General features: G+C 67.1%; 22 protein-coding genes and 1 pseudogene. 8 read left to right on the forward strand and 15 right to left on the reverse strand.

The window, feature by feature from the left end:
• Positions 1-1,971, reverse strand: coding sequence for a 3-hydroxyacyl-CoA dehydrogenase/enoyl-CoA hydratase family protein (locus tag E2484_RS03170; RefSeq protein WP_137283768.1), 1,971 nt, complete (start codon positions 1,969-1,971; stop codon positions 1-3).
• 374 nt (positions 1,972-2,345) lie between these two features.
• Between E2484_RS03170 and E2484_RS03175 the strand changes: the two genes are divergently transcribed.
• Complete coding sequence (locus E2484_RS03175; protein ID WP_137283769.1) at positions 2,346-2,624, forward strand: hypothetical protein; 279 nt, start codon at positions 2,346-2,348, stop codon at positions 2,622-2,624.
• 45 nt (positions 2,625-2,669) lie between these two features.
• Here E2484_RS03175 and E2484_RS03180 read toward each other — a convergent pair.
• From E2484_RS03180 to E2484_RS03190, 3 genes and pseudogenes are all read right to left on the reverse strand, one after another.
• Positions 2,670-3,846 (reverse strand): annotated as a pseudogene (locus tag E2484_RS03180) (RNA-guided endonuclease InsQ/TnpB family protein).
• 203 nt (positions 3,847-4,049) lie between these two features.
• Positions 4,050-5,213, reverse strand: a complete 1,164-nt coding sequence (locus tag E2484_RS03185) for a branched-chain amino acid ABC transporter permease (protein WP_137283770.1) — start codon at positions 5,211-5,213, stop codon at positions 4,050-4,052.
• Between the two features lie 36 nt (positions 5,214-5,249).
• Positions 5,250-6,599, reverse strand: coding sequence for an ABC transporter substrate-binding protein (locus tag E2484_RS03190; RefSeq protein ID WP_137283771.1), 1,350 nt, complete (start codon positions 6,597-6,599; stop codon positions 5,250-5,252).
• A gap of 217 nt (positions 6,600-6,816) precedes the next feature.
• Here E2484_RS03190 and E2484_RS03195 point away from each other — a divergent pair, with 217 nt between their 5' ends.
• From E2484_RS03195 to E2484_RS03205, 3 genes are read left to right on the forward strand one after another with little or no spacing between them, the layout of a single operon-like run.
• Complete coding sequence (locus tag E2484_RS03195; RefSeq protein ID WP_137283772.1) at positions 6,817-7,728, forward strand: branched-chain amino acid ABC transporter permease; 912 nt, start codon at positions 6,817-6,819, stop codon at positions 7,726-7,728.
• A 1-nt stretch (position 7,729) separates the two neighbouring features.
• Entirely contained in the window at positions 7,730-8,608 is an 879-nt protein-coding gene (locus E2484_RS03200; RefSeq protein WP_137283773.1) for an ABC transporter ATP-binding protein, read from the forward strand.
• Complete coding sequence (locus E2484_RS03205; RefSeq protein ID WP_137283774.1) at positions 8,608-9,324, forward strand: ABC transporter ATP-binding protein; 717 nt, start codon at positions 8,608-8,610, stop codon at positions 9,322-9,324. Before E2484_RS03200 ends, E2484_RS03205 begins: the two co-directional genes overlap by 1 nt.
• An 8-nt stretch (positions 9,325-9,332) precedes the next feature.
• On the opposite strand, the gene E2484_RS03210 is transcribed toward E2484_RS03205, so the two are convergent.
• From E2484_RS03210 to E2484_RS03220, 3 genes are all read right to left on the reverse strand, one after another.
• Positions 9,333-10,103, reverse strand: a complete 771-nt coding sequence (locus E2484_RS03210; RefSeq protein ID WP_137283775.1) for an SDR family NAD(P)-dependent oxidoreductase — start codon at positions 10,101-10,103, stop codon at positions 9,333-9,335.
• A gap of 356 nt (positions 10,104-10,459) precedes the next feature.
• A complete protein-coding gene (locus tag E2484_RS03215) occupies positions 10,460-10,816 on the reverse strand; it encodes a hypothetical protein (protein ID WP_137283776.1) in 357 nt (118 codons plus the stop codon).
• Positions 10,817-11,239: 423 nt separating this feature from the next.
• The gene (locus tag E2484_RS03220) at positions 11,240-12,361 is read right to left on the reverse strand and encodes a phosphotransferase family protein (protein ID WP_137283777.1); all 1,122 of its coding nucleotides are present in this window, start codon (positions 12,359-12,361) and stop codon (positions 11,240-11,242) included.
• Positions 12,362-12,530: 169 nt separating this feature from the next.
• Here E2484_RS03220 and E2484_RS03225 point away from each other — a divergent pair, with 169 nt between their 5' ends.
• Both E2484_RS03225 and E2484_RS03230 read left to right on the forward strand, forming a co-directional pair.
• Positions 12,531-13,748 (forward strand): acyl-CoA dehydrogenase family protein, encoded by a 1,218-nt coding sequence (locus E2484_RS03225; protein ID WP_137283778.1) that lies wholly within the window; start codon positions 12,531-12,533, stop codon positions 13,746-13,748.
• 229 nt (positions 13,749-13,977) lie between these two features.
• On the forward strand, positions 13,978-16,494 hold the full coding sequence (locus E2484_RS03230; RefSeq protein WP_137283779.1) for an efflux RND transporter permease subunit: 2,517 nt from the start codon (positions 13,978-13,980) through the stop codon (positions 16,492-16,494).
• A 232-nt stretch (positions 16,495-16,726) separates the two neighbouring features.
• On the opposite strand, the gene E2484_RS03235 is transcribed toward E2484_RS03230, so the two are convergent.
• Genes E2484_RS03235 through E2484_RS03265 form a run of 7 tightly spaced genes read right to left on the reverse strand, consistent with a single transcriptional unit; the run spans position 16,727 to position 22,424 of the window.
• Positions 16,727-17,440 carry an adenosylcobinamide amidohydrolase gene (locus tag E2484_RS03235; protein ID WP_137283780.1) on the reverse strand — a complete coding sequence of 238 codons (714 nt, stop codon included), beginning with the start codon at positions 17,438-17,440 and terminating at the stop codon, positions 16,727-16,729.
• Complete coding sequence (locus tag E2484_RS03240; RefSeq protein ID WP_137283781.1) at positions 17,433-18,464, reverse strand: aminotransferase class I/II-fold pyridoxal phosphate-dependent enzyme; 1,032 nt, start codon at positions 18,462-18,464, stop codon at positions 17,433-17,435. Before E2484_RS03240 ends, E2484_RS03235 begins: the two co-directional genes overlap by 8 nt.
• Positions 18,451-19,476: a nicotinate-nucleotide--dimethylbenzimidazole phosphoribosyltransferase gene (locus tag E2484_RS03245; protein ID WP_137283782.1), complete on the reverse strand. Its 1,026-nt coding sequence runs from the start codon at positions 19,474-19,476 to the stop codon at positions 18,451-18,453. The genes E2484_RS03240 and E2484_RS03245 overlap by 14 nt, the downstream gene beginning before the upstream one ends.
• Positions 19,473-20,048, reverse strand: coding sequence for an NTP transferase domain-containing protein (locus E2484_RS03250; RefSeq protein WP_137284047.1), 576 nt, complete (start codon positions 20,046-20,048; stop codon positions 19,473-19,475). Before E2484_RS03250 ends, E2484_RS03245 begins: the two co-directional genes overlap by 4 nt.
• The gene (cobS, locus tag E2484_RS03255; protein ID WP_137283783.1) at positions 20,048-20,794 is read right to left on the reverse strand and encodes an adenosylcobinamide-GDP ribazoletransferase; all 747 of its coding nucleotides are present in this window, start codon (positions 20,792-20,794) and stop codon (positions 20,048-20,050) included. Before cobS ends, E2484_RS03250 begins: the two co-directional genes overlap by 1 nt.
• A complete protein-coding gene (cbiB, locus tag E2484_RS03260; protein ID WP_137283784.1) occupies positions 20,785-21,804 on the reverse strand; it encodes an adenosylcobinamide-phosphate synthase CbiB in 1,020 nt (339 codons plus the stop codon). Before cbiB ends, cobS begins: the two co-directional genes overlap by 10 nt.
• Positions 21,801-22,424 (reverse strand): HAD family hydrolase, encoded by a 624-nt coding sequence (locus E2484_RS03265; RefSeq protein ID WP_137283785.1) that lies wholly within the window; start codon positions 22,422-22,424, stop codon positions 21,801-21,803. Before E2484_RS03265 ends, cbiB begins: the two co-directional genes overlap by 4 nt.
• 226 nt (positions 22,425-22,650) lie before the next feature.
• Here E2484_RS03265 and E2484_RS24715 point away from each other — a divergent pair, with 226 nt between their 5' ends.
• Positions 22,651-22,812 (forward strand): hypothetical protein, encoded by a 162-nt coding sequence (locus E2484_RS24715; RefSeq protein WP_170977224.1) that lies wholly within the window; start codon positions 22,651-22,653, stop codon positions 22,810-22,812.
• Between the two features lie 55 nt (positions 22,813-22,867).
• On the opposite strand, the gene E2484_RS03270 is transcribed toward E2484_RS24715, so the two are convergent.
• Positions 22,868-24,070 (reverse strand): M24 family metallopeptidase, encoded by a 1,203-nt coding sequence (locus E2484_RS03270; RefSeq protein WP_137283786.1) that lies wholly within the window; start codon positions 24,068-24,070, stop codon positions 22,868-22,870.
• A 274-nt stretch (positions 24,071-24,344) separates the two neighbouring features.
• On the opposite strand from E2484_RS03270, the gene E2484_RS03275 reads away from it, so the two are divergent.
• Positions 24,345-26,603: a hypothetical protein gene (locus tag E2484_RS03275; protein ID WP_321111685.1), complete on the forward strand. Its 2,259-nt coding sequence runs from the start codon at positions 24,345-24,347 to the stop codon at positions 26,601-26,603.
• Positions 26,604-26,683: the final 80 nt, after the last annotated feature.

The following is a 26,683-nucleotide window of genomic DNA, read 5'->3' on the forward strand; positions in this document are numbered from 1 at the left end:
TCACTCGCCTCGGAACTCGGGGTCGCGGTCGTCCCGGAACGCCGCGGTCCCCTCGCGCACGTCGTCGGTGCTCATCAGCAGGCCGAAGCCCTGGCTCTCCATGGCGAGCGCGGCGTCGAGGCTCGCGTCGGCCCCCTCGTTCATCAGCTTCTTCGCCACCTTCAGGGCGATTGGCGGCCCCTCCACGACGTCCTCGACGAACTCCGAGACGACTTCGTCGAACTCCTCGGCGGGAACCGCGCGGTTGACCAGTCCCCACTCCTCGGCGCGCTCGGCGTCGATGCGGTTCCCGCGGAACACCAGTTCCTTCGCGCGGGTCTCGCCGAGCAGTCGGAGGAGTCGCTGGGTGCCGCCGCCGCCGGGGACGAGACCCAGTCCGATTTCCGGGGAGCCGAACTCGGCGTTCACCGTCGCAATTCGGAGGTCACAGGCCAGCGCCAACTCCAGTCCTGCGCCGAGGCAGTAGCCGTCCACTTTGGCGATGACGGGGCGCTCGAAGTCGTTGACCGTCTCGAAGGCGGGCGTCACGTCCATCGCGTCGGTCGGGTCGAGGTCCCCGAACTCGCCGACGTCGGCCCCGGCGCTGAACGCCCGGTCGCCCGCGCCCTCGAACGTGACGCACCGAACGTCGTCGGCGTCCACCGACGAGAGCAGGTCGTCTATCTCGCCGAGGAGGTCCGTCGAGAGGGCGTTCATCCGCTCCGGACGGTCCAACTCGACTTCGAGCAGGCCCTCGTCCGAGAGGTCGTAGTTCAGCAGGCGGTAGTCGCCCGGTCCTGCACTCGCGCCGCCCGACTCGTCGTACTCGTGAAACCCTTCGCCCGCCTCCTCGCCGGTCCGCCCGTCTTCGACGAGTTCGACGAGGTAGTCGTCCGGTTCGAACCGGTCGTCGCCGGTCTCCTCGTGCAGAGTCCGGAGTTCGTCGAGGACCGTATCGAGGCCGAGTTTGTCGGCCCGCCGGCAGATACCCTCCGGGAAGCCGAGACCGAGGCGGACACCGGTGTCTATCTCCTCGGGCGTCGCCACGTCGTCGCCGACGAGACTGGCGGCCTCGTTGACCATCCGCGCCTCGACGCGCAGGGTGTCGAACGCCTCGCCGTCGCCGGGTTCGTAGTCCGCGCCGTCGCCGTCCTCGTAGTCGTAAAATCCCTTCCCGGTCTTCCGGCCGAGTTCGTCGTTCTCGACCTTCTCCTCGGTGATAGGCGGAATCGGTCGGCCCGCCTCCTTCCGGACGTGGTAGCCCACGTCGATGCCGGTGAGGTCCGCGAGTTCGAACGGCCCCATCGGGTAGCCTCGTCGGTGGACCATGGCGGCGTCGGCCTCGCGGACGGTGGCCTCGCCGTTCGAGACCATCCACGCGGGTTCGTCGGTGAACGGCCCGAGGACCGTGTTGACCACGAAGCCGTTCACGTCCTTCCGGACGTAGATGGGCGTCTTGCCGAGCGACTCCACGAACTCGTAGGCGGTCTCGGCGGTCTCGTCGCTGGTTCGCTGGCCGTAGACGACCTCCACGAGGTCCATCTTCACCGGCGGGTTGAAGAAGTGCATCCCCACAACCTGCTCGGGCCGCGACGTCGCCTCGGCCATCTCGGTGATGCTGAGGCTGGACGTGTTCGACGCCAGAATCGCGTCGTCGGGCGCGAGCTCGTCGAGGTCGCCGAAGATGTCCTTCTTGAGGTCCATCCGCTCGGGCGCGGCCTCGATTACGAGGTCAGCGTCTTCGACCGCCGATTCGAGGTCGGTCGTCGTGTCGATGCGCCCGAGTATCTCCTCGACCGACTCGTTCAGTCGGTCCTTCTCGGCCAACTTCTCCAGACTCCACTCGATGTCGTCGTAGCCGTCTTCCACGATGCCCTCCTCGACGTCGCGCATCGTCACGTCGTAGCCGGCCATCGCGGCGACTTCCGCGATTCCGTGACCCATGTTCCCCGCGCCGAGCACGGCCACTCGCCGTACGTCAGGAACTGTCATACGATACTCCGGTTCGTGACATGCCGTCTTAACTCCACCGGGGACGAGTTACTCCTGTAAAACAGCGTGGCCCAGCAACCAACATCGGTGCCTTCTACGGCAGATATGGGAATCGTTGTTAACGTCTGGTCGGTCACCTTCGCCGGGGCCGGAGGTCGCCGGTTCCGGCCGGGAAGGTGCTTGCTCCGACGGAGGGTGAGAAGTGCCTGAAGGCTCTTTCTGACCATTTATATGCTGTTAAGAGCTATATTTATATTTTCTATAACATTTTATGAGATTTTGAAGACCACCTACAGATGTCTATCAGCCGTGCCGAACTGCCTACTGGCAGTGGGTAGTACCGTCCCTACGACCGGAATCTACTCGGAATTATTATGGGCGTCGGACGTTCGTTTCGACTCGGTGACCTCATGCTCGGAACGGTTATCTACGGCTTCCTCGGCGTCGCTTCCCTCGTCGGCGGGTGGTACGCTCTGTGGCTCAGCGTTCGGGGAAGCTACGAATCGGTCGAACCGGGCAGCGGATTTCGGACGTTGTTCCGGCTGGCGGGCATCTACGATAGCACGCTCGCACGTCGGCTATTTTGGGCTGTCGGCGGAGTCACGATGCTCGTTGGGGGGACGTTCTTCTCGGTACTCGCAACGTGGTCGTAAATCGCCTCGGGGTCAAGCCCCGAGGCTTTCGCGTGGACTCCCGTTCTATGCCTCACCAGCGGCAGGGGGTACGTACTCCCCGCTCACGTTCAGCGTCCCGCGATTCAAGCGCACATCTACGGGTGCGCCTCTGTCGCCTGCGTTTTGCCTGCGACGGAGATACTGCAAACCGATGTTCTTCGAGGCGTTGTAGTCGGCGTGGTTCTCGTACCCGCACTGCTTGCACTTGAACGCTTCTCCTGACCGATTGTTGTCGTGGGTCTACCTGCACGGCTTCGACACCGTGTTCTTTGGCTTTGTATTCGACGTACTCGTAGAGGCGTCGGAACGCCCAGACGTGTTGCCACGTCGCCTCGGGAATGTTCTCCCGAATGTGAGTCAAGTCCTCAAATACGATGTGCGAACAGTCGTTCTTGACGGCCTCCTCGATAAGTTCGTTCGCCACTGTGTGCAAGTGTATCTCGAACCGACCGTACTCTTTCTGCCCGACGTTCTCGATGTTTTCGTGGGCGTGTCGAGAGCCACATTGCTGGAGCGATGCACGACGCTTCTCGTACTCCCGACGCCAGTGGTTGAACTCGTCTGCCGACCAGAATCGCCCTGTCGAAGCGACTGCGAGGTTGTTGACGCCTAAATCCACACCAAGGACTGTTCTGTGCTTGGACTGTGATTTAGGGGTCTCCTCGTCTGCTTCGACCTTCCGCATTGAAGCGTGGAGATACCAGTCACCGTCACGGTACTGCAAGTGAGCCATCCGAAACTCAAAATCCTCGTCCGAAACGTACTTCGTCGGCGGTGTCTCCGAGTCGTCGGGGAGGATGTAGTCACACTCTATGCGCCCGTCTATGGTGGACAGCCATACGTGGTCACGGTGGAAGGTTGCACTCCGCTCGTCATAGACCGCGCTGTCTGCCGAGAAGTGCGGTTTCGACGTGTTTTCATTACGTTTGAGGCGTTCGACTCCGCTTTTGACGGCTTCGACTACCCGCCGAATTCCCTTCTGGACGGGATTCGCGGTTAGGTCGGTTTCGTTGCGGAGTCGGTCGTAGAGGGCGCGTTCGGCTTTGGCTTTTGAGGTGACGTGGTAGCCGTCGTCGCCGTGCCAGCACCACTCGCTTGCGGTGTTGGCGCAGTGTTTGAATTGCTCGACAGTCTCTCGGAGAAGCGAGTCGGCACCTTCGGGAGCATCGAGTTTGATGACGGCGGTACGACGGTATTCCACTATTTTTCACATATAGTATTGGTGTTGCTTATACAGTGGGAGTCGGCCAACCATCGTGACGTGGGTTGTATCATCGAGTGACGGCTTCCTCCCCGACCTCAAGGGTCGGGCATCCGCCTCGTACCGCCTGTGAAACGTAGACCGGGGTCGCCGGACTCGACCCGGAAGAACGCGCGGACGGCCATCTCGGTGGGCAGGTCGGGTCACTCCCGTTCACCGCCTCCGCGAACGTCGCCGGTCACGGTCTCGCCGAACCCGAGACCGCTCCGAATCCAGTTCCACAGCCTCCGGATGCCGCCCGTGACGCCGTTCTCGAAGAATATCACGACCGCCAGCAGGATGACACCGAAGACGAGTTGCCAGCGGGCCGCCAGCGCCGGGTACTGATCGATGGTGAACCGGAGGTACTCGTAGACGAACGCGCCCACCGTCGGGCCGAGGAACGAGTACGGTCCGCCGATGACGGTCACCAACACGGGCGTGGCCGAGAACGTCCAGTGGCCGATGCCGGGGACGACGCTGCTCTGTAGGGGTGCCCACATCGTCCCGACGAGTCCGGTGAACGCCGCGCTGACGACGAACGTCGCCCACGAGTGGCGGGTCACGTCGATGCCGATGGACCGGGCGCGCTCGGGGTTCTCGCGGATCGCCAGACAGACCCGCCCGAACGGGGAGCGGACGACCCGCCAGAGGGCGTACATCGACGTGACGAAGAAAAACAGCACGACGAAGTAGAACGCGAGGTAGTCGTTGATGTTCATGAACGTGAACGCGAGACCGAACAGGTCCACCTCGCCCATGGCCTGGAAGGAGATGATGAGTCCGTCGTCGCCGTTCGTGGCGAGCAGTTCCGTCGCCGTCTCGCCGAGGCGCAGGATTTCGGCCAACTGTCCCGTGATGTCCTGCAAGAGGACGACGAATATCGCCATGCTGAACGACAGTGTGATCATCGCGAAGTAGATCTCCTCCAGTTGGACGCTGAGGTAGCCTATCGGAATCGCCAGCAGCGTCGCGAGCACCACCCCGAGCAGGACGGCGAGCCCGAACGTCGCCAGTACGCTCGCACCGCCGAACAGTTCCTCGAAGCCGAGCAGGGGGCCGACAACGTTGAACACCTTCGCCGTCGCGTACGCGGCCACCGCGAGGAACATCGCGTGGCCGAACGAGAGCAGTCCCGTGTAGCCGTACAGGAGGTTGAACGCCGTCCCGAAGATGGCGATGAGTAGCATCGTGATCAGCAGCGAAGTCTCGACCGGCCCCAACAACAGGGGTGCGCTGGCGAGCGCAGCGACGACGACGATGCCCGCGGCGACGACCGACAGGTCGCCGTTCCGGACCCGGTCGCGTACCGCGTCTGTGTAGCTCATGTGAGGGTGGTCTGGAACTGTGAGGAGGGTCCCGACTCAGACGCCCGGCGGGAGGTCGGTGTCGGCCTGACTCAGGAGGTCAGTGAGCGTCTGGCGGTCGGCGCTGATGGACTGCGACGGCTGGAGGCCCACCCCGTCGTACGGAACGTCGTCCTCGCTGCTGGTGGTCCCGATGACGGTCGGGGCCTGCGCCTGATGGGAGTCGGCGTCTATCGTGATGGAGCCTCGCGGGTCGTCGGCGAACTCCATGCCCTCCAACTCGGGGATGTAGTCGCCGGGGTCGGTGCTTTCGGCGTTCTCCATCGCCCGCTTGTACATCCAGAGCGCCGACCACGCGCTCGGCCCCGTGAACGACGGGATTCCGATGGTGTCGGTGTTCGCGTACTCGTCGTTCCACGCCTGCAGGAAGTTCCGGTTGTTCTCGTTGTCGTACGTGGAGTGCCAGTACCACGACGAGTAGTTGACGCCCTCGGGCATGGCGTCGCCGAGCGCCTGAAACACCGTCGGGTCCGCCCCGAGTGTGTCGAAGACGTCGGTAGCCTGCTCGAAGAGGCCCTGCTGGGTGGCCTGTTGGACGAAGGTGACCGCGTCGCCGCCCCAGAACGAGGTGAACACCAGTTCGGGGTCCGCGTTGGTCACGGTGTTGATCTGTGGCGTCATGTCGCTGGCACCCAGCTCCGGGAACTGGCTGGCGACGTACTCGTAGTCGGCCCCGAGCGCGTTCGAGAACGCCTTGAAGTACTCCCAGCACTGCTGGCCGTAGGCGTAGTCGGGTCCGAGATTGGCGACGCGCGTGACGTCGAGGTTCTCGTTGGCGTACCGGGCCATCGCGTACGTGTTGATCGCCGTGTTGGCGTTCGTCCGGAAGTGCACGTTCGTCCCCTGGGCGTTGTCGCCGTACGTCTCCTCGTCGTGCTCGGTGATGAACGGCGTCCCGATGTCGGTCAGCGTGAGCGGCACGCCCAGTTGGGCGACCGTCGGTGCGGTCGAGAGCGTCACGCCCGAGGACGTCAGGCCGATCATCGCGGCGACGTTCTGGCGCTGAACGAGGTCCCGGAAGTGTTGGTTCGCGGTGGATGCGCTGCCTTCGTGGTCGCGGACCACCAACTCGACGTCGCGGCCCAAGATGCCGCCCGCCTCGTTGATTCGCTTGACGGTGAGTTCCGCGGCGGCGACCGAAGCGGCCCCGAGCGACTGACCGAGGCCGGACAGGAGGTACACCGCTCCGATCCGAATCGGCCCGTCCTGTCCGGCGACGCTCCCCACGGGCCCCGTCAGTCCGGCCACCCCGGTCGCACCGGCCGCGCCGAGGAACGCGCGGCGATTCCACCCCGTCGTTTCGGTCTTCTCGTCCCCTTCCAGATGGGGAATGTTGTCGGATGTCATGAAACCCACGAATCCTTGATGATAGAATCTAACATATACCTTCGTCTGAGTACGAGGGGCCTCTTCCCTCCATTCTATCACGAATCCGAGCAACTTTTACTTTCTAAAGTTATCTCACCTAATAGCCTTCATAAGAAACGTCAAATTGGCTAAACCGGCTCAGAAACGGTGCATAAATCGGCGAAACGTTTAATCACGTTCTTGTCGAGATTCGTGTATGGTTAACATCGACCTGATCGCGGATCAGGTTATCACGGGCCTCAGCATCGGAGCCCAGTTGTTTCTCGTCGCCGTCGGGTTGAGCCTCATCTTCGGCGTCCTCGACGTGCTCAACTTCGCCCACGGCGCGCTCTACATGATCGGTGCCTACGTGGCCGTGACGCTGGTCAACGGCCTCGACGTGTTCGGCGTGGCCGTTCCGCAACTCGGCTTCTGGCCGGGGGTGGTAGCCGCGCTACTCGTCGTCGGCGTCGTCGGTGCGCTCATCGAGGTCGGGTTCATTCGCAGGCTCTACGGTCGCCAAGAGGAGGTACTCGACCAACTGCTCCTGACGTTCGCGTTCGTGCTGATACTCACCGACCTCACGCGAGTGACCTTCGGAACCGGGCAGTTCGTCATCTCGCCCCCGGCGGGGCTCCAGGGCACCATTAGGTTCACGGATTCGCTCGCGGCCCCGACCTACCGCGTGTTCCTGATTCTCACCTCCGTGGCCGTACTCGGCGGGCTGTTCGCGGTCCTGCGGTTCACCAACGTCGGCCGCCTCGTCCGGGCGACCGCGAGCGACCGCGACATGGCCCGTCTGCTGGGCATCGACGTTTCGCGGCTCTACACCGGCGTGTTCTTCGTCGGGGCCGTGCTGGCGGGTCTCGGCGGTGCGCTCGCCTCCCCCGTCGGTGCGGTCAGTCCAGCGATGGGCAATCAGGTCATCATCAACGCGTTCGTCGTCGTGGTCATCGGCGGACTCGGCTCGTTCACGGGGGCGTTCGTCGGCGCGTACGTCATCGGGATACTCATCGCCGTCGGGAGCATCGTCATCGCGGGCGCAGGCCAACTCCTCCCGTTCCTCGCGATGATCGCCGTCCTCGTGCTCAAACCGCAGGGCCTGTTCGGGGCCGAGGAGGGAGCCTGACGTGGCGACCGTCCTCGAAACCGAGAACCTGACCCGGGAGTTCGGCGCGCTCGTCGCCGTCGACGACGTGAGCGTCGCGATAGACGACGCCGACATCACCAGCATCATCGGCCCGAACGGCGCGGGCAAGACCACGTTCTACAACCTGCTCGCCGGCCAGTTAGAGCCTACCGAGGGGCGGGTCTTCATCCGCCCTCGTCGGACCGACACTATCGCCGACGGCGGAACGGCGACCGACACCGACGACGGAACCGACGCCGACGGCGGGGCCGGCGGGAGCGCGGGTACTGCGGCCGACGCGGGACGCGGCGGCGACGGGCTGGTCGACGTGACGGGGATGGAGCCGTTCGAGATCAATCGACTCGGGCTCGCGCGGGCGTTCCAGATCAACAACGTCTTCGAGCGCCTGACGGTTCTGGAGAACGTCCGCATCGCCCGGATCAGCCGAGACGGTCGGACCCTCGACGTCACGTCGGTCGCCGCCGACGACGACGAACTCAACGAGGAGGCGCGCCGCGTACTCGAACTGACGAACCTCGTGGAGGTGGCCGACACGCGGTGCGCGAACCTGTCGCACGGCGACGTTCGGAAGGTGGAGATCGCGCTCGCGCTGGGCACCGACCCGTCGGTGGTCCTGCTGGACGAGCCGACCGCGGGGATGAACGCGACCGAGACTCGCCGGATGGTCGACCTCATCGGCGACCTGAACGACGACACCGACACGACGTTCCTCGTCACCGAACACGACATGGAGGTCGTCCTCGGCATCTCGGACCGAATCCTCGTGTTCGACAACGGTCGGCTCATCGCCGACGGCACTCCCGACGAGGTGATGGCCGACGAGCGCGTCCGCGAGGCCTACCTCGGAGGTGAGCGGTGATGGCACTGCTGGAGATGGCGGACGTGAACGTCTACTACGGGAACAGCCACGTTCTGTTCGACCTCTCGCTCGCCGTCGAGGAGAACGAGGTCGTCGTCCTACTCGGGCGGAACGGCGCTGGCAAGACCACGACGCTCCGGAGTATCGTCGGCACCGTGCCCCGCCGCGAGGGACACATTTCCTACCGCGACACCGACATCGTGGACGCGCAGGTCGACCGGATTAGCAGGATGGGGGTGAAACTCGTCCCGGAGGACCGCCGGATATTCCCGACGCTGACCGTCGAGGAGAACCTGCAGGTCGCGGCCGAGACCGCCGTGGACCCCCGGCCGGTCGAGGAGATGTACGAGATATTCCCGACGCTCGACGACCTGCGGGACAGCCGAGGCCGGGACCTCTCCGGCGGCGAGCAGCAGATGCTCTCGGTCGGCCGAGCGCTCGTCCAGAACCCCGACCTCCTCCTGTTGGACGAACCGACAGAGGGGCTCGCGCCGGTCATCGTCGAAGACCTGCGGCGGGTGTTCGAGGAAATCGTCGAGGAGGACGTGACCGTCCTGCTGACCGAGCAGAACGTCCAGTTCGCGCTGGACCTCGCCGAGCGCGCCTACGTCATCGAGAAGGGGTCGAACGTCTGGGACGGCAGCGTGCCCGAACTCCGCGAGCGCGACGACCTGCTGGAGGAGTACCTCTCGGTCTCCGTCGCCGAGTCGGACTGACTCGTGACTCAGCGCGCGGTCCACCCGCCGTCCACGGTGAGGCACTCGCCGGTGACGAACGAGGCGGCGTCGCTGGCGAGGAAAATGGCGGGACCCGCGATCTCCTCGGGGTCGGCGAACCGGGCCATCGGCGTCCGGTCGACGATGGACTGGCGGAGACGTTCGTTCTCCCGGAGTTCCTCGGTGAGGTCGGTTCGCACGTACCCCGGCGCGAGCGCGTTGACCCGCACGTCCGGGGCCCAGTCGAGCGCCATGCTCTTGGTCAGGCCGACGAGGCCGTGCTTCGAAGCGACGTAGGGGTGCTGGCGGGGCAGGCCCACGACCCCGCCGACGCTGGCGACGTTTATCAGCGTCCCGTCGCGCTCCGCAAGCGACTCGGCCGCCGCCCGCGCACAGCGGAACGCTCCGCGGAGATTCACGTCCGTCGTGAACTCGAACGCCTCGTCGTCGATATCCTCTGGCGGTCCCAGCGCGGCGTCGGGGTTGACGCCCGCGTTGTTCACCACTGCGTCCACTCCTCCGAGTTCGTCTTCGACCCGCTCGAACAGATTCCGAATCGACCCCTCGTCGGTCACGTCGGTCGGATGGACGACCGACGTCGCCCCGCGGTCGCGCACGTCCGTGACGGCGTCCTCGACCGCCGCTTCGGTGCGGGAGGTCGGCACCACGTCGGCCCCGGCGTCTGCGAACCCTCTGGTGATGGCGCGGCCGATGCCGCGGGTACCCCCGGTGACGACGGCGACGGTTCCCGAGAGGTCGAAGGCGTCGAGGTCTGGCATGGTATCCGGAGAGGACGCGCGACGGCAAAACGATTGGGTCGCACTGCGGAACCGTATTCGGTACCGCGGCAGGCCGACCGGACCGCTGTGGACGACCGGCCGACCAGTCCACCGGAGACGACCGACCGAACAGACCGCCGTGGGTGGATAGAGGGGCCGCTGGCGTTCACTTCGGCCACCTCCGCCGGCTCTGTTCAGCGCGCGCAGGTCTGCACGCTCATGGGGATTATCGTCGCACGTCATGGGTTCTCGCGACAGGTTCCGACGTGATCTAGCGACAGTACCCTCATTCCGGTCGATGAATCTCCGAATCCCTACGATACTCCCTATCAGTTACGCTGTGTCCGGGTGACTGTCTACGCGAGAGGCTCGACACGAAACACGTAGTCAGCATAGGCCTTATCGAGGTTCGTAGGACTCTCTTCGGCAGTATGCTCTGTGCATAAGAAGGCTTCCGCCTCGACGGCGCCGTGGCCGGTTTCTTCCTGATATCGTTCGAGGACGACGAACGTCGCGGGTTCGTCGCAGCCACGACGATGACACTTCCGAGGCGAGTCTGAGGGTTCGCCCTCTTCACGTCGAGTTTCGTCCTGCCCGTCGCGTGGTGGTTCGGTTTCGTCGGCACGCTCGCGCGACTCTTCGATCTCCCGCTCTCGCTGGCGATTCTCTGTGTCACGGGCTTGCTTGTCTCGGCTCTTCTTCGTGTCTGCCATTCTGTAACAGAGGAGAATGAGAGTGATAACGTTGTGGTCGCTATGCGGTATGACATCGAAAACGCGTTGATACCCGGGCCAGAGCGGCTATCTCGATCGGAAAGAGAACGGTGAATACGCGCCCTGTATTCAGCACGCAATTTCTACCAGCCACGAGGGAGGTTACTGCCGGATGTGATACATTCGTGTTCTGTATTGCTCACAGCCGATTCGCTCCTCTTGGAAGGTGAGGGTTCCAACAAAGACTCTACCCTCGCTCGGTGGTGGTTCTCGCCGCGTCCCGATTTCGTAGCGAACGGGTGAAAACTCGAAAATCCCGTAAACTCGACGCTACCGTTCGCACATCAATCGGGGAGACAACTACACCGTTCCAAGAACAACCATAACATTCCTAAAAGAAACGATTTACCATCCCTAAACAGCTCACAGCGGTTCCTCGCCGTCGATGATTCGCTTCGCGCGCCGAGCGAGGGCGGGGACCCGCTGTTCCATGAGCGGATACAATGGGTCGTCGCTGTTGCCCTCGAGGTGCCGCCGGTAGAACATCTCGCCCAGCGCGGCGAGTTTGTACACCGCGAGCGCCCGGTAGAACCGGTCGTGGTCGTACTCGATGCCGGTCGCCCGCTCGTATCGCTCGACGAGTTCCCGCCGAGTCGGATACCCCTCGGCCTCCATGAACGTGGCCGTCAGTTCGGGCGTGGCGGGGTCCGGGTCGCCGGGGTCGCGCCAGTACGAGAGCATCCAGCCGAGGTCGGCCAGCGGGTCGCCGAGCGTCGCCATCTCCCAGTCGAACACCGCGGCCAGTTCGGGCGGCGTGCCCGGCGCGAACATCACGTTGTCGAGTTTGTAGTCGCCGTGGACCAGCGCGTGGTCGTGGTCGCTCGGGCAGTTGTCCGCGAGCCAGTCGCCGACCTCCCGTAGCTCCGGCACCGTTCGCTCGTCGGCGGTCCGCTCGGAGGCCCAGTGGAGTTGCTCGGTCCAGCGCTCGACCTGTCGCTCGGTGTACCCCGGCGGATGGCCGAACTCGCCGAGACCCGCGTCGTCGTAGTCGAGCGCGTGAATCGCCGCGAGCGTGTCCACCAACTCCTCGCCGATTCGGCGGTGGGCGTCGGGCGTCCCGAAGCGGTCCGGTTCGCCGTCCCGGAGAACGTCGCCCTCGACTCGACCCATCACGTAGAAGTCGCTCCCGACGACCGAGTGGTCCTCGCAGGCCAGTACGGTCCGCGGAACCGGAACGTCGGTGTCCTGTAGCGCGTCCATCACCCGGTACTCCCGCAACACGTCGTGGGCGGTGTCGGCCGTCTCACCGGGCGGTGGCCGCCGAACGACGAGTTCTCGGTCGCCCCACGTCACGAACAGCGTCTCGTTGGAGTGGCCCTCCGGGTGGTGTCGGACGGCGTACTCTTCGACCGTTCCCAACCGCTCGGCGAGGTAGTCCCGGAGCGCGTTCCGGTCGACGAGTCGTTCGAAGTAGTCGGACTCGTCCTCGGTCGTGGAATCGTCGCGTTCGTCCTCGGTCGTGGCGTCGCGTTCGTCCTCGGTCATGGGTTCGTCCTTCCGGGTTCGGTCGGTCGGCGGTTTCGCCGGACCGCCGCGCAACGTCGCGTCGGCCCGCGGCTTCTCACGTCAGTTGTACGGATAACTCCGGTATAGAACTTACGAGGGAAATAGAATCGGGGAAATTCTTTTACATCGTTGCGGAGAGTGTGGTGATATGGAGTACGACGACCCCCGACGAGGGCGAGAAGTCGCCGAACGCGTCCGGACCTTCGTCCGGGAGGAGGTCCTCCCGGTCGAACGGAACCGCCTCGGCGAGGGGCCGGTCTCCGACGAGACGGTCCGCGAACTCCGCGAGGCGGCGAGGGAGTACGACGTGTACGCGCCACAGATTCCCGAGGAGTACGGCGGCATGGGGATGGGATTCCGCGAGATGCTCCCCGTCTTCGAGGCGGCCGGGCGGAGTCTGCTCGGCCCCACCGCCGTCCGGGTCGACGCGCCGGACGAGGGCAACATGCACACGCTCGAACTCGTCGGAACCGACGAGCAGAAAGACCGATGGCTCGGGCCGCTGGTCGAGGGCGAGGCCAGGTCGGGATTCTCGATGACCGAACCCGCACCGGGCGCGGGGTCGGACCCCAAGATGATTCGGACCACGGCCGAGAAGGAGGGCGACGAGTGGGTCATCGACGGCCACAAGTGGTGGACGACGCAGGGGAGCGAGGCCGACGTGCTACTGGTGATGGCGCGGACCGACGAGGACGCTCACCCCTACGAAGGCTGTTCCATCTTCCTCGTTCCCGCCGACACTCCGGGCGTGGAGGTAGTCCGAGACATCCCGCACGTCGGCGGCGCAGTCACCGGGATGAGTCACGCGGAAATCCGGTACGACGACGTTCGCGTTCCGGAAGAGAACCTGCTCGGCGAGGAGAACGCGGGGTTCGCCATCGCCCAACAGCGCCTCGGCCCGGCCCGACTCACCCACTGCATGCGCTACTCGGGCATGGCCGAGCGCGCGCTCGACATCGCGAAGGCGTACGCCGACGAGCGCCGAGCGTTCGACGGCCCGCTCTCGGAGAAGCAGGCGATACGGTTCGAGGTCGCCGAGACCGAGATGCGCCTCCACGCCGTCCGGACGATGGTCAGGCACGCCGCCCGCCAAATCGCGGCCGGGGAGCAGGCCCGCGTCGCGGTGGCGACGAGCAAGGTGTTCGCCGCGAACGTCGTTCAGGACGCCATCGACACGGCCGTCCAGATATGCGGCGGGAACGGCATCGGCAAGGACCTCCCGCTCGCGGACTTCTACGAGAACGTCCGCCAGTTCCGCATCGTGGACGGGGCGGACGAAGTTCACAAGCGAGTCATCGCCAGACGGGCGTTCGAGGACCTGAACCCGAGCGAAGTCGAACACCTGACCCAGTTCGACGGCGAGTAGCGTCGGCGCTCGGGGGCGTCTCCGTCGGCGAAAGCCGAGAAATTATATATAAATCTTTTCCACAGTTGCGGCGGTCACAACTCCGGGTTCCCTTATACGGACGTACGGTTCGACGGTCAAGATAGAACGCCATGAGAACCGAGTATCGCTCTCTCGACTCGACACGCGGCGGTACAGTACGGAGACAGCACCGGCACCCGATCGGCGTATATCAGGAGCGCGTCGAAAGATGAAAGAGCTGTTCTCGACGTTGGCCCGGTTCGTCACGGCACACAACCGCCTCGTCGTCGTCGTCATGCTCCTGTTGACGGCCGGAGTTGGCGCTGGGGTCACGCAACTCCAGTTAGCGAGCGACGCGACGGGGAGCGAGGCCATCGGCGACACGGAGGTCGCACAGAAGCAGGAGTACGTCCAGACCCACTACGGCGGCCGGAACGAGCGGAACGGAACGCCGGCGGCCGTCTACGTCAGGGACGACGGCGGCAACGTCCTCTCGAAGGAGTCACTGCTGGAATCGCTCCGATACCAGCAGTCGGTCGTCGAGAACGAGACGGTGGCGGCGGCGCTCCCCGACCGAGGCGGCGTCGTCGGCGTCTCGAACCTCGTCGCCAAGCGAGCGGCCGGGAGTCCGGACGCGACCCTCGACGAGCAGATAACGGCGCTCGAATCGGCGAGCGAGTCCGAGGTCGAACGGTACGTCGAACGGACCCTCACGAGCGAGTCGGCGCGCCAGTTGCTGCCCAGCGACTACGAACCCGGCACCGCGAGCGCGACGAGTCGCCGGATGGTCTTCCGGTTCGAGACCGAAACCGAAGGCGGTCCCCAGACGCAGGGCAGACCCGAGACCCGCGCGCTCTACGAACGCGCCCAGGAGACGCCCGGATACTTCACCATCGGCGCACACGCGCAGACCGTCTCGCTCGAACAGACCCAACAGGACACGTTCGAGTTGATACTCCCGGTCGCGCTCGCCGCCATCCTCGCGGTTCTGGTGTTCTCCTACCGCGACCTCGTGGACGTCTTCGTCGGGTTCACCGGCGTCGTCCTCTCGGTCGTCTGGATGTTCGGCATCCTCGGCTGGCTACAGGTCCCGGCCGGAATGACCCTCGTCATCGGTCCGGTCCTGATAATCGGACTGAGCGTCGACTACGGACTCCACGTGTTCATGCGGTACCGCGAGGAGCGCGGCGACGGCGAGGGCGTCCGTGAACCGATGGGTCGGTCGCTGTCGTCGGTCGCTGTCGCGATCGGACTCGTCACGATAACCACCGGCGTCGGCTTCATGTCGAACGCCACGAACGACTTCACCGTCATTCGGGACCTGTCGGTCGGTATCACCCTCGGCGTCGTGTCGGCGTTCGTCATCTTCGTGACCGTCGTTCCGGCGCTGAAGGTGAGCATCGACGGGTTGCTCGAAGGGTACGGGTTCGACCGACGAAAACGGCCGCTCGGGAAGACCCGACTCCTCGAACCGCTCCTGGGTAGCGGCGCCGACCTCGCGCGGAAGGCCGCGCCGCTCGTCGTCGTCGTCGCGCTCGTCGTCGGTGCGGCGGGCGGACTCGCGTGGAGCGACCTCGACCGCAAGTCGTTCCAGCAGGGCGACGGCGAGGTCGCTCAGTGGAAGCAGGACCTCCCCGAACCGTTCGCGTGGGGAGTCACCGAGTACGACGAGAACAGCGAGTTCGTGGACGACCGCTACCGGTCGGCCGACGAGAGCGACCGCCGGATGTCACAGGTGCTCGTGGAAGGCGACGTGACCGACCCGGAGACGCTCGAACGACTCGCCGAGGGTCGCCAGCGCGCGACCGACAGCGACGTCGTCTTCGAGCAGTCCGGGTCGGTTCCGTTCGTCGGCCCCGTCACGGTCATGCGGTCCGTGGCCGCCCGGGACGAGGAGTTCGCACGTACGCTCCGCGAGGCCGACACCGACGACGACGGCGTGCCCGACCGGAACCTCGAAGCGGTGTACGCCGCGCTCTACGACGCGGCCCCCGAACAGGCCAGTCGGGTCGTCGAGCGAACCGACGGCGAGTACCGGTCGGTCCGGATGGTCGTTCCCATCGAACCGGACGCGAGTTACGAGGAGCAGGCCGACGAGATGCGTGACGTCGCGGCCGCCGTCGACGACGGCGAGACGCTCACCGCGACGGCCGTCGGGGCGGCGACGGTGAACGCGGCCGAGTCGGCCCAGACGGCCGAGAGCATCCTGACCACCCTCGTCGTCGCACTCGCGGCGGTCTTCGTCATGCTGATGGTCGTCTACCGGATTGCGGAGGGAAGCGCGTCGCTCGGCGCGATAACGGTGATTCCGATCGCACTGGTCACCGCGCTCGTCGTCGGCGGTATGTACATCCTCGACGTCCCCCTGACGCTGTTCACGTCGCTCCTGATGAGCCTCGTCGTCGGACTCGGCATCGACTACAACATCCACGTCAGCGACCGGTTCGCTCAAGAACTCGACCGAGGCCGGGACGCCTACCTGGCGCTCCGCGAGGCCGTCACCGGGACCGGCGGCGCACTGCTCGGTAGCACGCTCACCTCGACCGGCGCGTTCAGCGCGCTCCTGCTGTCGCCCTCGCCGCAACTCCGGAGTTTCGGCACGCTCGTCGTGCTGGCGCTGACGCTCTCGTTCGTCGTGAGCATCTTCGTCCTGCCGAGTCTGCTGTTCGTGTGGACGCGGTACGTCCACGCGAGCGCCGACGCCGAGTCGAGTTCGGGTGCCACGCCCGCCGGACACCAGGACTGACGTCGCTCTCGCGCTCTCTTCTCCTCTTCTGGCTCTCCCTTCGCTCCGTCGTTCTTCCACGCGGCCGACCCGGAACCCCGTGCCGAGCGCCGCGGTGGTCTTGCCCTCGCCGTCGCTCGACCGGACCTGCACGAGACCGGACTCGTCGGGGGTCGATGGGTCGACGGGTCGATGCTGCCGTGGAGTGAACAGTTCCGTATCGTGACTCGCGTGAGTGGACTCCCGTCGTGGCTCAGGGTTCGAACACTACTGCGCGCCGGTCGGTCACGACTCCGTGGTCGGCGTCCGCGACCGACTCGGGAATCGTCGCGTCGGTCCCGTCGGCGTAGCGCGATTCGAGGCTCGCTCGCACCGCGTCCCGGACGCAGGCCCGCGCACAGGCCCCGACTTCGGTGGCGGTCCCGGTGAAGGGAACCTCCTCGCCCGCCGGGTCGCAGGCCGCAATCGCGGCGTCGCTGGTCGTGCCCGGAAAGCCGGTCTCGGCCAGCAGGGTCGCGGTCTTGGCTTCGACCGCCACCGCGAGCAGGTTCGCCAGCGCGCCCGCCGCGAGCGAGTGGTCGGTTCCGACGACGACGTTGACGGTGCCGACCGCGGAATCGGCGTCGTGCGACGCCGATTCCGCGGACTCGGCCGCGGGGTCCATCGGGAGCGCGGCCGGGTTCGAGATTCCAGCGGTCGCGACCGCCGAGACCGGGCCGCACCGCGCGCCGCGAGCGTGTCGCAACTCGACGCCCGTGAGCAGGGCGGGTCCGGGTTCGCCGAACCCGGCCGACTCGCGGCGCTCGGCGAGGTAAGCGTCGAGGTCGGTCCGGTCGAACTCCTCGGGAACCGAGACGTTGTAAGCCGCGTCGGCCGCCCAGCGCCCGCCCTCCCATCCGGTCGAGAGCCAGCGTGCACCCTCGCGGCGAACCCGGAGGACGCCCTCGCGGACGGCCGTCTCAAACACCGCCGAGGACCTCCAGCAGGCGGTCGTTCTCGTCGGGAGTCCGGACCGCGACCCTGACGTGCGAGTCGAGGCCTCGGAAGGTGGTCGCGTCCCGAATCGCGACCTCCCGCTCGCGGGCGCGCCGGACGATTTCTTCGGGACTGCACTCGCCGGCGTCCGGGACGCACTCGCTCACGTCGAGCAGGAGGAAGGGGGCTTCGGAGGGGTGGACGTCGAACCGCTCGCCGAGCGCGTCGGCCATCCGGGCGCGCTCCCGGCGGACGCGCTCGCGGGTCTCGGCGACGAACTCCTCCCGTCGGAGGCAGTGCGCGCCGACCCGGGCCGCGGGCGTCCCGAGACTCCACGCTCGCCGGGCGGTAGCGAGGTCCGCACCGAGTTGGCCGGTCGCCACTGCGAATCCGGCCCGGAGACCCGGCAACCCGAAGAGTTTGGTCAGCGAGCGCGCGACCGCGACGCCCTCGGTACCGACGAGCGACGGTCGGTCGGTGAACCCGAGGAACGCCTCGTCGGCGACCAGAAGGGTGTCGCTCTCTCGGCACTGGGCCGCGAACTCCCGGAGTGCGCCGGGGGCGTAGGCGTCGCCGGTCGGGTTGTTGGGGTTGCAGACCACGGCCGCGGCGTGGGGCCGGGGGTCGGCGTCGAGCAGTTCGTCGTACGGGACGAACTCGGGTTCCCCGCCCTGCAAGCGAATCTCGCGGGCGTACTCGCCGAAACTGGGGTAGGGGACCAGCACCGAGTCGCCCGGCGAGACTCGGGCGGCGAACGCGAGTCGGAGTGCCGCGAGGCCGCCCGGCGTGGGAACGACCGCGTCGGGATCGCAGTCCACGAAGTCGGCCGCCGCGTCTCGAAAGTCTGGGTACTCGTCGTTCGGGTACGACCGGGCCGAATCGAGCGCGTCGGCGTAGACCGACTCGACGCCCTCGGGCGTCCGGGGGTTGGTGTTCGCGCTGAACTCCAGCAGGTCGGGGTCGTCGCTCCCGCCGTGGGGCACGCGCCCGACCTTCCGGACGCTATCGCGGTCCATCGACGTCCTCCGCATCCATCTTCTCGCCGTCTACCAGTTCGTCGTACACCGACCGAACTCGGTCGCGGACGCGCGCCATCGGAATCCCCTCGCGCTCCGCGAGCGCCAAGGCACCGCCCATGCCGACGCCCTCCTTGGCCTCTCCGGCGACGTAGCGGGCCATCGCGGGGTGGTCGGTCTCCTCGAATCCGGGGTCGGTGACGGTGGAGTCGATGTCGAAGTCGACGGTCGCACCGCGGAGGTCGACCGCGGGGTCGTCGGCGACGAACTGGGTCGTGGCGAGCGAGAGCGGCCCGTCGAGTCCGGCGTGGCGCGCGAGGGCCGCGACCGCGAGCATCTGGGTCCCGCCGGCGAGCGTAATCGCGGTGCCCGACCGGGCGGCCCCGACGACGAACCCCGCGGCGCTCGCCAGCACCGGGTCGCCCGCCCGTCGGAGCGCCAGACGGGGGTCTCCGGCGGCGTCGCCGGGCTCGAGTCCGCTGGCTTCGAGCGCGTCGGCGACCACCTCGCGCTTTCGCTCGATGGGGTTGTCGGGGAGCGACGACGAGACGCCACACTCCTCGCCGAGCGCGGTCAGGACGCCGAGCGCGGTGGTGGTTCCGCCCGGAATCGTCTCGGCGACGAGGAGTTCTCGGTCGGGAATCTGTCGTCCGAACTCCCGGGCGGCGGCGAAGGCTCCGGGCGCGGTCGGCACGGGGTCGGACTCCCGAACGTCCTCGCCGGGTCGCGCGCCCACGGTGACGGTCGGCGCGGCGGTGGGTTCGGCGAGTCCGGCGTCCACCACGGTCGTCTCGAAGTCGGCGAGTTCGCGGACCGCGCGGGTCACGACCGCCGGAGTCGGGCATCCTGACGGACTGACCGGCACGACGGGCGCGCGGACCGGTTGGCCGTATTCGAGGATCTCGGCGTCGGCGCTCGGCGTGTGGACCATCGCTTCCGGGTCGGCCCCGGCGGCGCTCAGCCCCTCTATTTCGGCGGTTCGGGTCGTCCCGGCGAAGACGACGAGTCTCACAGCAGACCCTCCGCGAGGTCGGCGTCCGAGAGTCGATTCACGTTCACGGCCAGTCGTGCGTCGTAGGTTTCGTACATGGTTTCGGTGTCGGTTTCGGCGACGACGTTGACCCCGGTCGGGGCGAGTTCCCGGCCGTCGCGCTCGAAGGCGGTGTCGATACTCGCGCCGAGCGCGCGCTTGAGTGCGGCCGGGACGCAGACGGTCAGCGACGGCGGTTCGCGGCCGGGTGCGTCGTCAGGGTCGTCGTAGGCGTCGAGGACCGCGTTCAGCGCGTCGGCGTCGAGGAGGGGCAGGTCGGCCGCGACCGTCAGAACCGGGGATTCGACCTCGGCGAGTGCGGCCTGCAAGTCCTCGACGTAGCCCTCGCCGGGCGTCTCGACGGTGGTGAGGGAGCCGCGCTCCTCGGCGAATTCGCGGGTCTCGGGCGCGTGCGGCGAGACGACCGCGTGGGCGGTCTCGACTCGACTCTCGGCGAGCGCGTCGGCGACTCGGGCGACCATCGGGCGCTCGCCCACCTCGAAGAGGGGTTTCTCGGTCTCGCAGTCGAGACGCGTGCCCCGGCCGCCGCACATCACGAGAGCGTCCACGCGACCACCCCCACGTGCAGGCCCGCGAGTCGGGCGAGTTCGTTCGTCGCGCCGAAGACGTCGCCGTTGACGCCGCCGAGGTTCCGCTCGGCCCACGACAGGAGCGCGAGCGCGACGGCGACTGCTCCGGCGAGGACGGCGACCGCCGGGACGCCGAGCAGGACGATCGGGGCCGCGACGAGCGCCGGAGCGGCGAGTTCGGTCGGCGCGTTGTCGGTGAACGCAGAGCCGAGTCCCTCGAAGGCGGGGTCGCCGAGGCAGGCCAGCGCGGCCATCCCGACCTTCGCGCCGACCTCCGCGGCGACGACGACCGCGACCGCCGCCACCGGAGGCAGTCGGGCCAGCGCCAGCGCGGCCAGCGCGAGTCCCGCGAGGACGAGACCGAGCGCCAGCACCGCGCCGACGCCGACCTCGGTGTCCTTCAGCACCGCCCGGCGGTCGTCGGGGTCGCCGTGGACCACCGCGGCGTCGCCGAGGTCCGCCACCCCGTCGGCGTGGTTGATTCCGGTGACTGCGTAGAGCGCGAGCAGGTAGCCGAACGCGGCGGTCGGGTCCGGAATCGGCCGGAGTTCCGCGGCGACCAGCGGAAGCGCGGCCAGTACGCCCACGACCCATCCCGCCAGCGGAAACGCCGCCGGGGTCTCGCGGAAGGCGGTCCACGCCGCCTCGCTCCGGCCGGTCGGAATCCGGGTGAGGAAGCCGAGCGCACCCTTCGTCGCGGTCAGAGCCACGCGACCACCTCCGAGGCGACCGCCGGCGCAACTCCCGCACCGAGGCCCGCGACGGCCAACGACAGTACGCCCGCAACCGCGAACGACAGCACGCCCGCGACGGAGACGACTCGGATCCCGGCCCGCGAGGTCTCGACCGAGGGGAGCGCGGCGTCGGGGTTCAGCACGTAGACGCCCGGTTTCTCGAAGCGCGCGTCGAGGGCGGCCGCCAGCGTCGCCATCGGCCACCCGGAGTTGGGCGAGGGCGGAGCGTCGGCCCACCGGCGTCCCGCCGACAGCGACCCGAGGCGGCGGCGCGAGCTCGCGCCCGGGACGAGCGCGGCGAGCGCGAGCAGAACCGCACTCGCGCGTGCCGGAACCCACATTACGATGTCGTCGAGGCGGGCGCTCGCGGTGCCGTGAGGGTTGTCGGGGTAGCCGAGCATCGAGTCGAGGGTGTTGACCGCCTTCACCCACGCGGCGGCCCCGGCGGCCAGCGAGAGCGAGACGGGCGAGAGGAACGCGAACGCGAGCAGCGCCGCCACCACGCCGTCGGCGAGGTTCTCGGCCGCGCTCTCGACCGCGGCGCTCCGGACCTCGCCCGCCGAGAGGTCGGCGGCGTCCCGGCCGGCCAGCCACCGAAGTCGCTCGCGGGCGGTCGGCAGGTCGGTCTCGGTCGCGGCGACCACCTCGGCGGCCGTCTCCGAGAGCATCCGGAGACTGGTCGTGGCGAAAACCACGAGTCCGGCCGCGACGACGCCAGCGACGAGGTCGAGTCTGGTCGCGAGTTCGACCGGGAGCGCGACCGCCGCGGCCGCGAGCAGGGGGAGCGCGACGGCGACGGCTACGCCCGCGAGTCGGGGCCGGGACCACTCCCGGTCGAAGGCGGCGACCAGCGACCCGAACCACGCGACGGGGTGGAGGTTTCGAGGTGGCTCTGCGACCGCGGCGTCGAGCAGGAGCGCGAGCGCGATAGCGACCGCCGGAGGCGCACCACCGGCGGTCGCTCCGACCGCGCTGGCCGGGGTCATCGCCGACCCTCCAGCCAGTCGGGGAACTCGGTCAGGGGAACGTCCGACAGCAGGACCGCAGTTCCGCCGCAGTCCGCGACGGCCCCGTCGGTTCGCGGGTCGTCGCCGACGTGGACGAGTTCCGAGACGGGGACGCCGAGTCGGTCGGCGCAGGTCTCGAACGCCCGGGCGTCGGGCTTGCGCCACCCGCAGGCGACGCTGGTGACGATGGCGTCGAAGCGCTCGCGGTCGAGGTCCGAGCGGACGAGGGCTTTCCGGGCGAGTTGCGGCACCGCGCAGTTCGAGAGGACGGCGACGGGACCGCGCTCGCTCGCGGCTTCGACGGCTTCGAGTGCGCCCTCCCGGGTTTCGACCTCGGGGTCGAACGCCGAGACGACCGCCCGACGGGCGGCGTTGCCGGGCGCATCGACGCCGCTGCTGGCGAGCGCGGCGCTGACGTGGGCCATCAGCGGGACCTCCGCGCCCTCGGGCGCGTCGATGTGCGGTTCGCGGTAGGCCTCGGCCCAGTCGTCGGGCACCGCCACGTCGCGCTCCCGGAGTTCCGCGGCGACGGCGCTGGCGGGGTCGTCGGGTCGGTCGGCCGCGACGAGGGTTCCGAACAGGTCGAACGATACTGCCACTACGTCGTGGTTAGTGCAAACGGACTTGAATCGGTCGGACCTACGGTTATGGAGTTGCTTTTTCAATTCTTTAGGCAATGTCTTCATTTGCTAAGGTTTTGTACATGTTTCCAATAGCGTGGTCGTTTCCGATAGCGTGGACGGGATTTCTGGCCCAGAAGTGGAGAAGGTCGAGATACTCGAACCGAGCGACGGAGTAAGACGGGCTGAGAAGCTAGCTTCAGGCTTGAGCAACGGAGTCTCCGCGACTGCACAGCACGGCGACCGCCCCGCACCGCGAGAGCCTCGAACCTCCCCGACCTCGTCGGCCGCACGAGGCGGCCTCCTCCCTCGCGCGGTCGAGCGCGGCGCGCAGTTCTGCGCGCCGCGCCAGCACGCGCCGGGATGAAAGACAGCCAGAGCGCTCCGGGGAGAAAAGTCGATGAGTCCAAAACGACGAATCGCTACTCGACGCTGATGATGTTCGACTCCAGGTCCCGCGGGAAGTAGGTCAGCCAGTCCACGCCCTCCTCCGTGACCGCGATGGTATCGGAGTGGCGATAGCCGTACTCGTCGGTGTAGATGCCCGGTTCGATGGTGTAGATGTGGCCGGGTTCCATCTCGGCGTCTCGCTCCTCGCGGCCGTCTTGCTCCTCGCAGTGGTCGGTCCACCCGCGGTCGATGTACGGCGGTTCGTGCGCGCCGAGACCGATGTTGTGGCCGACGTGGTGCTGGGCGAGGTCCGAGACGCCCTGCTCCTCGAAGTAGTCCCAGACCTGTTCGTCCACGTAGGACAACTCGACGTCCGGGCCGAGCGCGTCGATGGCGATGGTCTGGGCCTCCAGCATGAGTTCGAAGTAGTGGGCCTGCTCGTCGGTGGGTTCGCCGAGGAACATGGTGCGCTCCAGTTCGGAGTGATAGCCGTCCACGTTGGCGCTCGCGCCCGTGACCAGCACGTCGCCCTCCTGCAAGCGCCGGTTGGCGGTGTGGCCGTGGGGCAGGGCGGTCTGCTCGCCCGTGATGAACCCCGCCATCGCGGGACCGTCGGCGCGGGTGCGCGGGACGTACTCGTCGCCCAGCGTGTCGAGCATCGCCCGCGAGGCCTCCATCGACGCGCGCTGGCTCACCGTCGCGGGGTGTTCGCCGACCTCGGTGAAGTCCGCGAGGTAGCGATGCGCGAGGTTGCCCCACCGCGCCGACTCGCGGACCAACTCGACCTCCACGTCGGACTTGGCCCACCGCATCCGGTCTATCCAACTCTGGGTCTCGACCTCCACGAACTCCGAGAGTTGCGGCCCCTCGTAGCCCATCACGCCGGGCGCGCCGTCGGTGTCGGTGGCGACCGACTCGACGCCGAGGTCCGAGAGCATCGACGCCGCGGTCTCGATTGGCTTCCCGCCGGGGTAGTCGAAGTAGTGACGCACCCCGTCGATGTGGGGGTTGCGCTCGACGCGCTCGACTTCGAGACGAGGCACCGTAATCTCGACTCTGTCGTCGGTCACGGCGAGGACGACCGGGCGCTCGGTCTGGATGTGGTCGAAGCCGGTCAGATACTCGATGCTGGTCGCGCCGAACCAGACTCCCGCGTCCGCGCCGGCGTCCGCGATTCGACCACGGACGGCGGCGAGTCGGTCCCGAAACTCGGTGTCAGGTACTCGCGTCGGCATATGCGCCGAACCACGCAACCCGCCGGGTTAAATATTGACGTGTGGGCAAGACGGATACTGACGTGTGGGGGAGACGGATATCGACGTGTGGGTGAAGACGATGACGACGGAGTCGCGACCCGACTGCTGGGCGGTCCGAAACGGTTGGACACGACGTGGTTCGTGACCGACGATATCTGTCCCGGGGGAGAACAGTTCAGAAGGTCAGTAACAGCTGGTTTCGGTGGTTTCGGCCCTCCGAAAGAACTTTCCGCCACCGACGGAAGGCGTGGACATGAACCGAGAACGGGGTAACGCCGGGGCGTCTCGTCACGGACCCGACCCTGTAAGAACGAGCGCGGGCCGTGATGGACCGGATATCGACACCTCCGCGTCCGACGCGGACCGCTCGGCGGTAACCCGCCGGACCGTCCTCGGGGCGCTCGCCGGGACCGGAGTTACCTCGCTAGCGGGCTGTTCGCTCCTCGAAGCCGAGTCAGACGGCGACACGACGGCCGTCGACGATGGGATGGCACGCGAGTTGGCGGTGCAGTTCGCACCGACGCTGTACTTCGACGAGGACGAGCGGTGGTTCCCGACGGACCCGCGACCGTACGAGTCCGAGCGAGACGGCGAAACCGTCGTCGACGGCTTCGACGCGCTCGACGGATACACGGACCGCCACGAAATCGGCGAGACGCCGCCGGACCCGACGGTGTTCTATCACGTCGTCCAGTACGAGAACTCCTCGTTGGCCGTCGTCCAGTACTGGTCCTACTCGGTGTTCGACCAGTTCACGACGAACTTCCACTGGCACGACTGGGAGGTGCTACACGTGTTCGTCGACACCGAGAACTGGAGTTCCTCGGGCAACGAGACGGAGTCCGACGATATCGACGCCGTAGAGCCACAACTCTACGTGGCTAGCTCCCACTCCCGGAAGGTACCGAACAACGAGTTCCTCGACCCCGACCGGGAGCAGGTACCGCGCATCCTCACGGAACTGGGGTCGCATTCGAGCGCGCTGTCGGTCAACGACAAGCGCGACCAGTTCCAGCGACTCCCCTCCGACGGCACGCTGGCCGACATCACCAACAGCGCCATCGAGAGTATCGAGGACCTCGCCGAGATTCCCGTAGCCTACGGCCTCCCGCGCGACGAGGGTTCGCGGCTACCCTACGTCGTGCCGGAACTCGACGGCGTGCCGATTTACGAACACGAGCGACTCCCTTCCGTGGAACGGTCGGACCTGATCGACGAGGACCTGACCGTCAGGTCGTTCGACGACCTCGTTTCGCCGCCGACCGACCTGCCGGAGCGCGAGACGGGAGTGGTCTTCCAGTACACCGCCCGAGGCGAGGCCGAGTCGGACGTGGAGTACGAACTGATACCCTCCGGCAAACTCGAACACATCGACGGGTTCACCGGCCCGCAACTGAGTTTCGAGTTCACCGTTCCCGACTTCGCCGAGGACGCGGTCGCAGGCCACATCACGACGACGGGACAGCCGTGGGAGCAGCCACGCTACGACAACCCCGCAGCGGACATCTCGGAACCGAACCACCGCGCGTCGCTGGCCGACCGATACGACGTCGTCGGCGAGGGAGCCCCAGTCAACAACGTCGTCGCTACCGTCACCGAGGCAATAACGTCGGACGACGCTCCCGAAGACGAGGGACTGACGACCGAAGACTCGACGGTCGAGGCGGTCGCACTACTGGAGAGCGAGCCGGAAGCAGTTCCGACCTTCGGCGGTATCGCGGTCGTTCAGGACGTTCCCGAAGGTGACCACCGATTGACGGTCAACGGGGCTGGCGTCGCTCCGCACAGCGAAACGGTGTCCGTCTCGACAGACGACGGCCCGACAGTAGCTGGCACCGAAGGTGAAATCCCGCTCGTCGCCCGCGAGAACGCGACGAAGCTCGAAGTCGATCCAGCGGGTGCCGACAGCAACCTCGCCAATCTCGCCGTCGAAGACGACTTCGCCGGTCGGCTGTACGACGCGCCGCTATCGGGCCCCGACGCCGTCTACGTCCACCGCGGCGGTGCCTACACGACGGAGGTCCGGGACGACGACGACGAGGTCGGCGCGTTCCGAGTCAATCCGGACGACGAGACAGGGGTCCGAATCGACGAGCCACGGACGGGGAAGGCATCGCTGGCGACGTTCCTCGCGGATATCGCCGAAGAGACGCGGGCCGAGGTTTCTGCGGTAGCAGACGACGATGGCGACGATGACGGTGATGGCGGCGATGACGACGATACCGGAAACGGCGCGCGAGGCGGCGGCTCCGAGAACGCAGTTCGCGGTCTCGCGCAGGCGCTGGCCGCCGTCGCGGACGCCGCTCGACGCGCCGCCGAGCGTGCCGAGTCCGGCGACCGGGGAGAGACGGACAGGAGTCTCGAAACCGTCGAAACCCGTCTCGGACGGGTCGCCGACAGGCTGTCGGAAGCCAGCGGGGACCTCCCGGACGAGTTGTCCCGAGCGACCCAGCGACGACTGGGTCAGGCACGGCGTCGTTCGGAGCAGGCGCGCGAATCCGAGAAGCTCTGATCGTCGGACCGACTCGGCCGAGAGGACAACGACCGGTCGCGTTCTTCGTCCCGTATCGACGCCGTCGGCTTCGACGGAAC

Origin of the sequence: Halorussus salinisoli, from assembly GCA_005239435.1 — an archaeon.
GTDB lineage: Archaea > Halobacteriota > Halobacteria > Halobacteriales > Haladaptataceae > Halorussus > Halorussus salinisoli.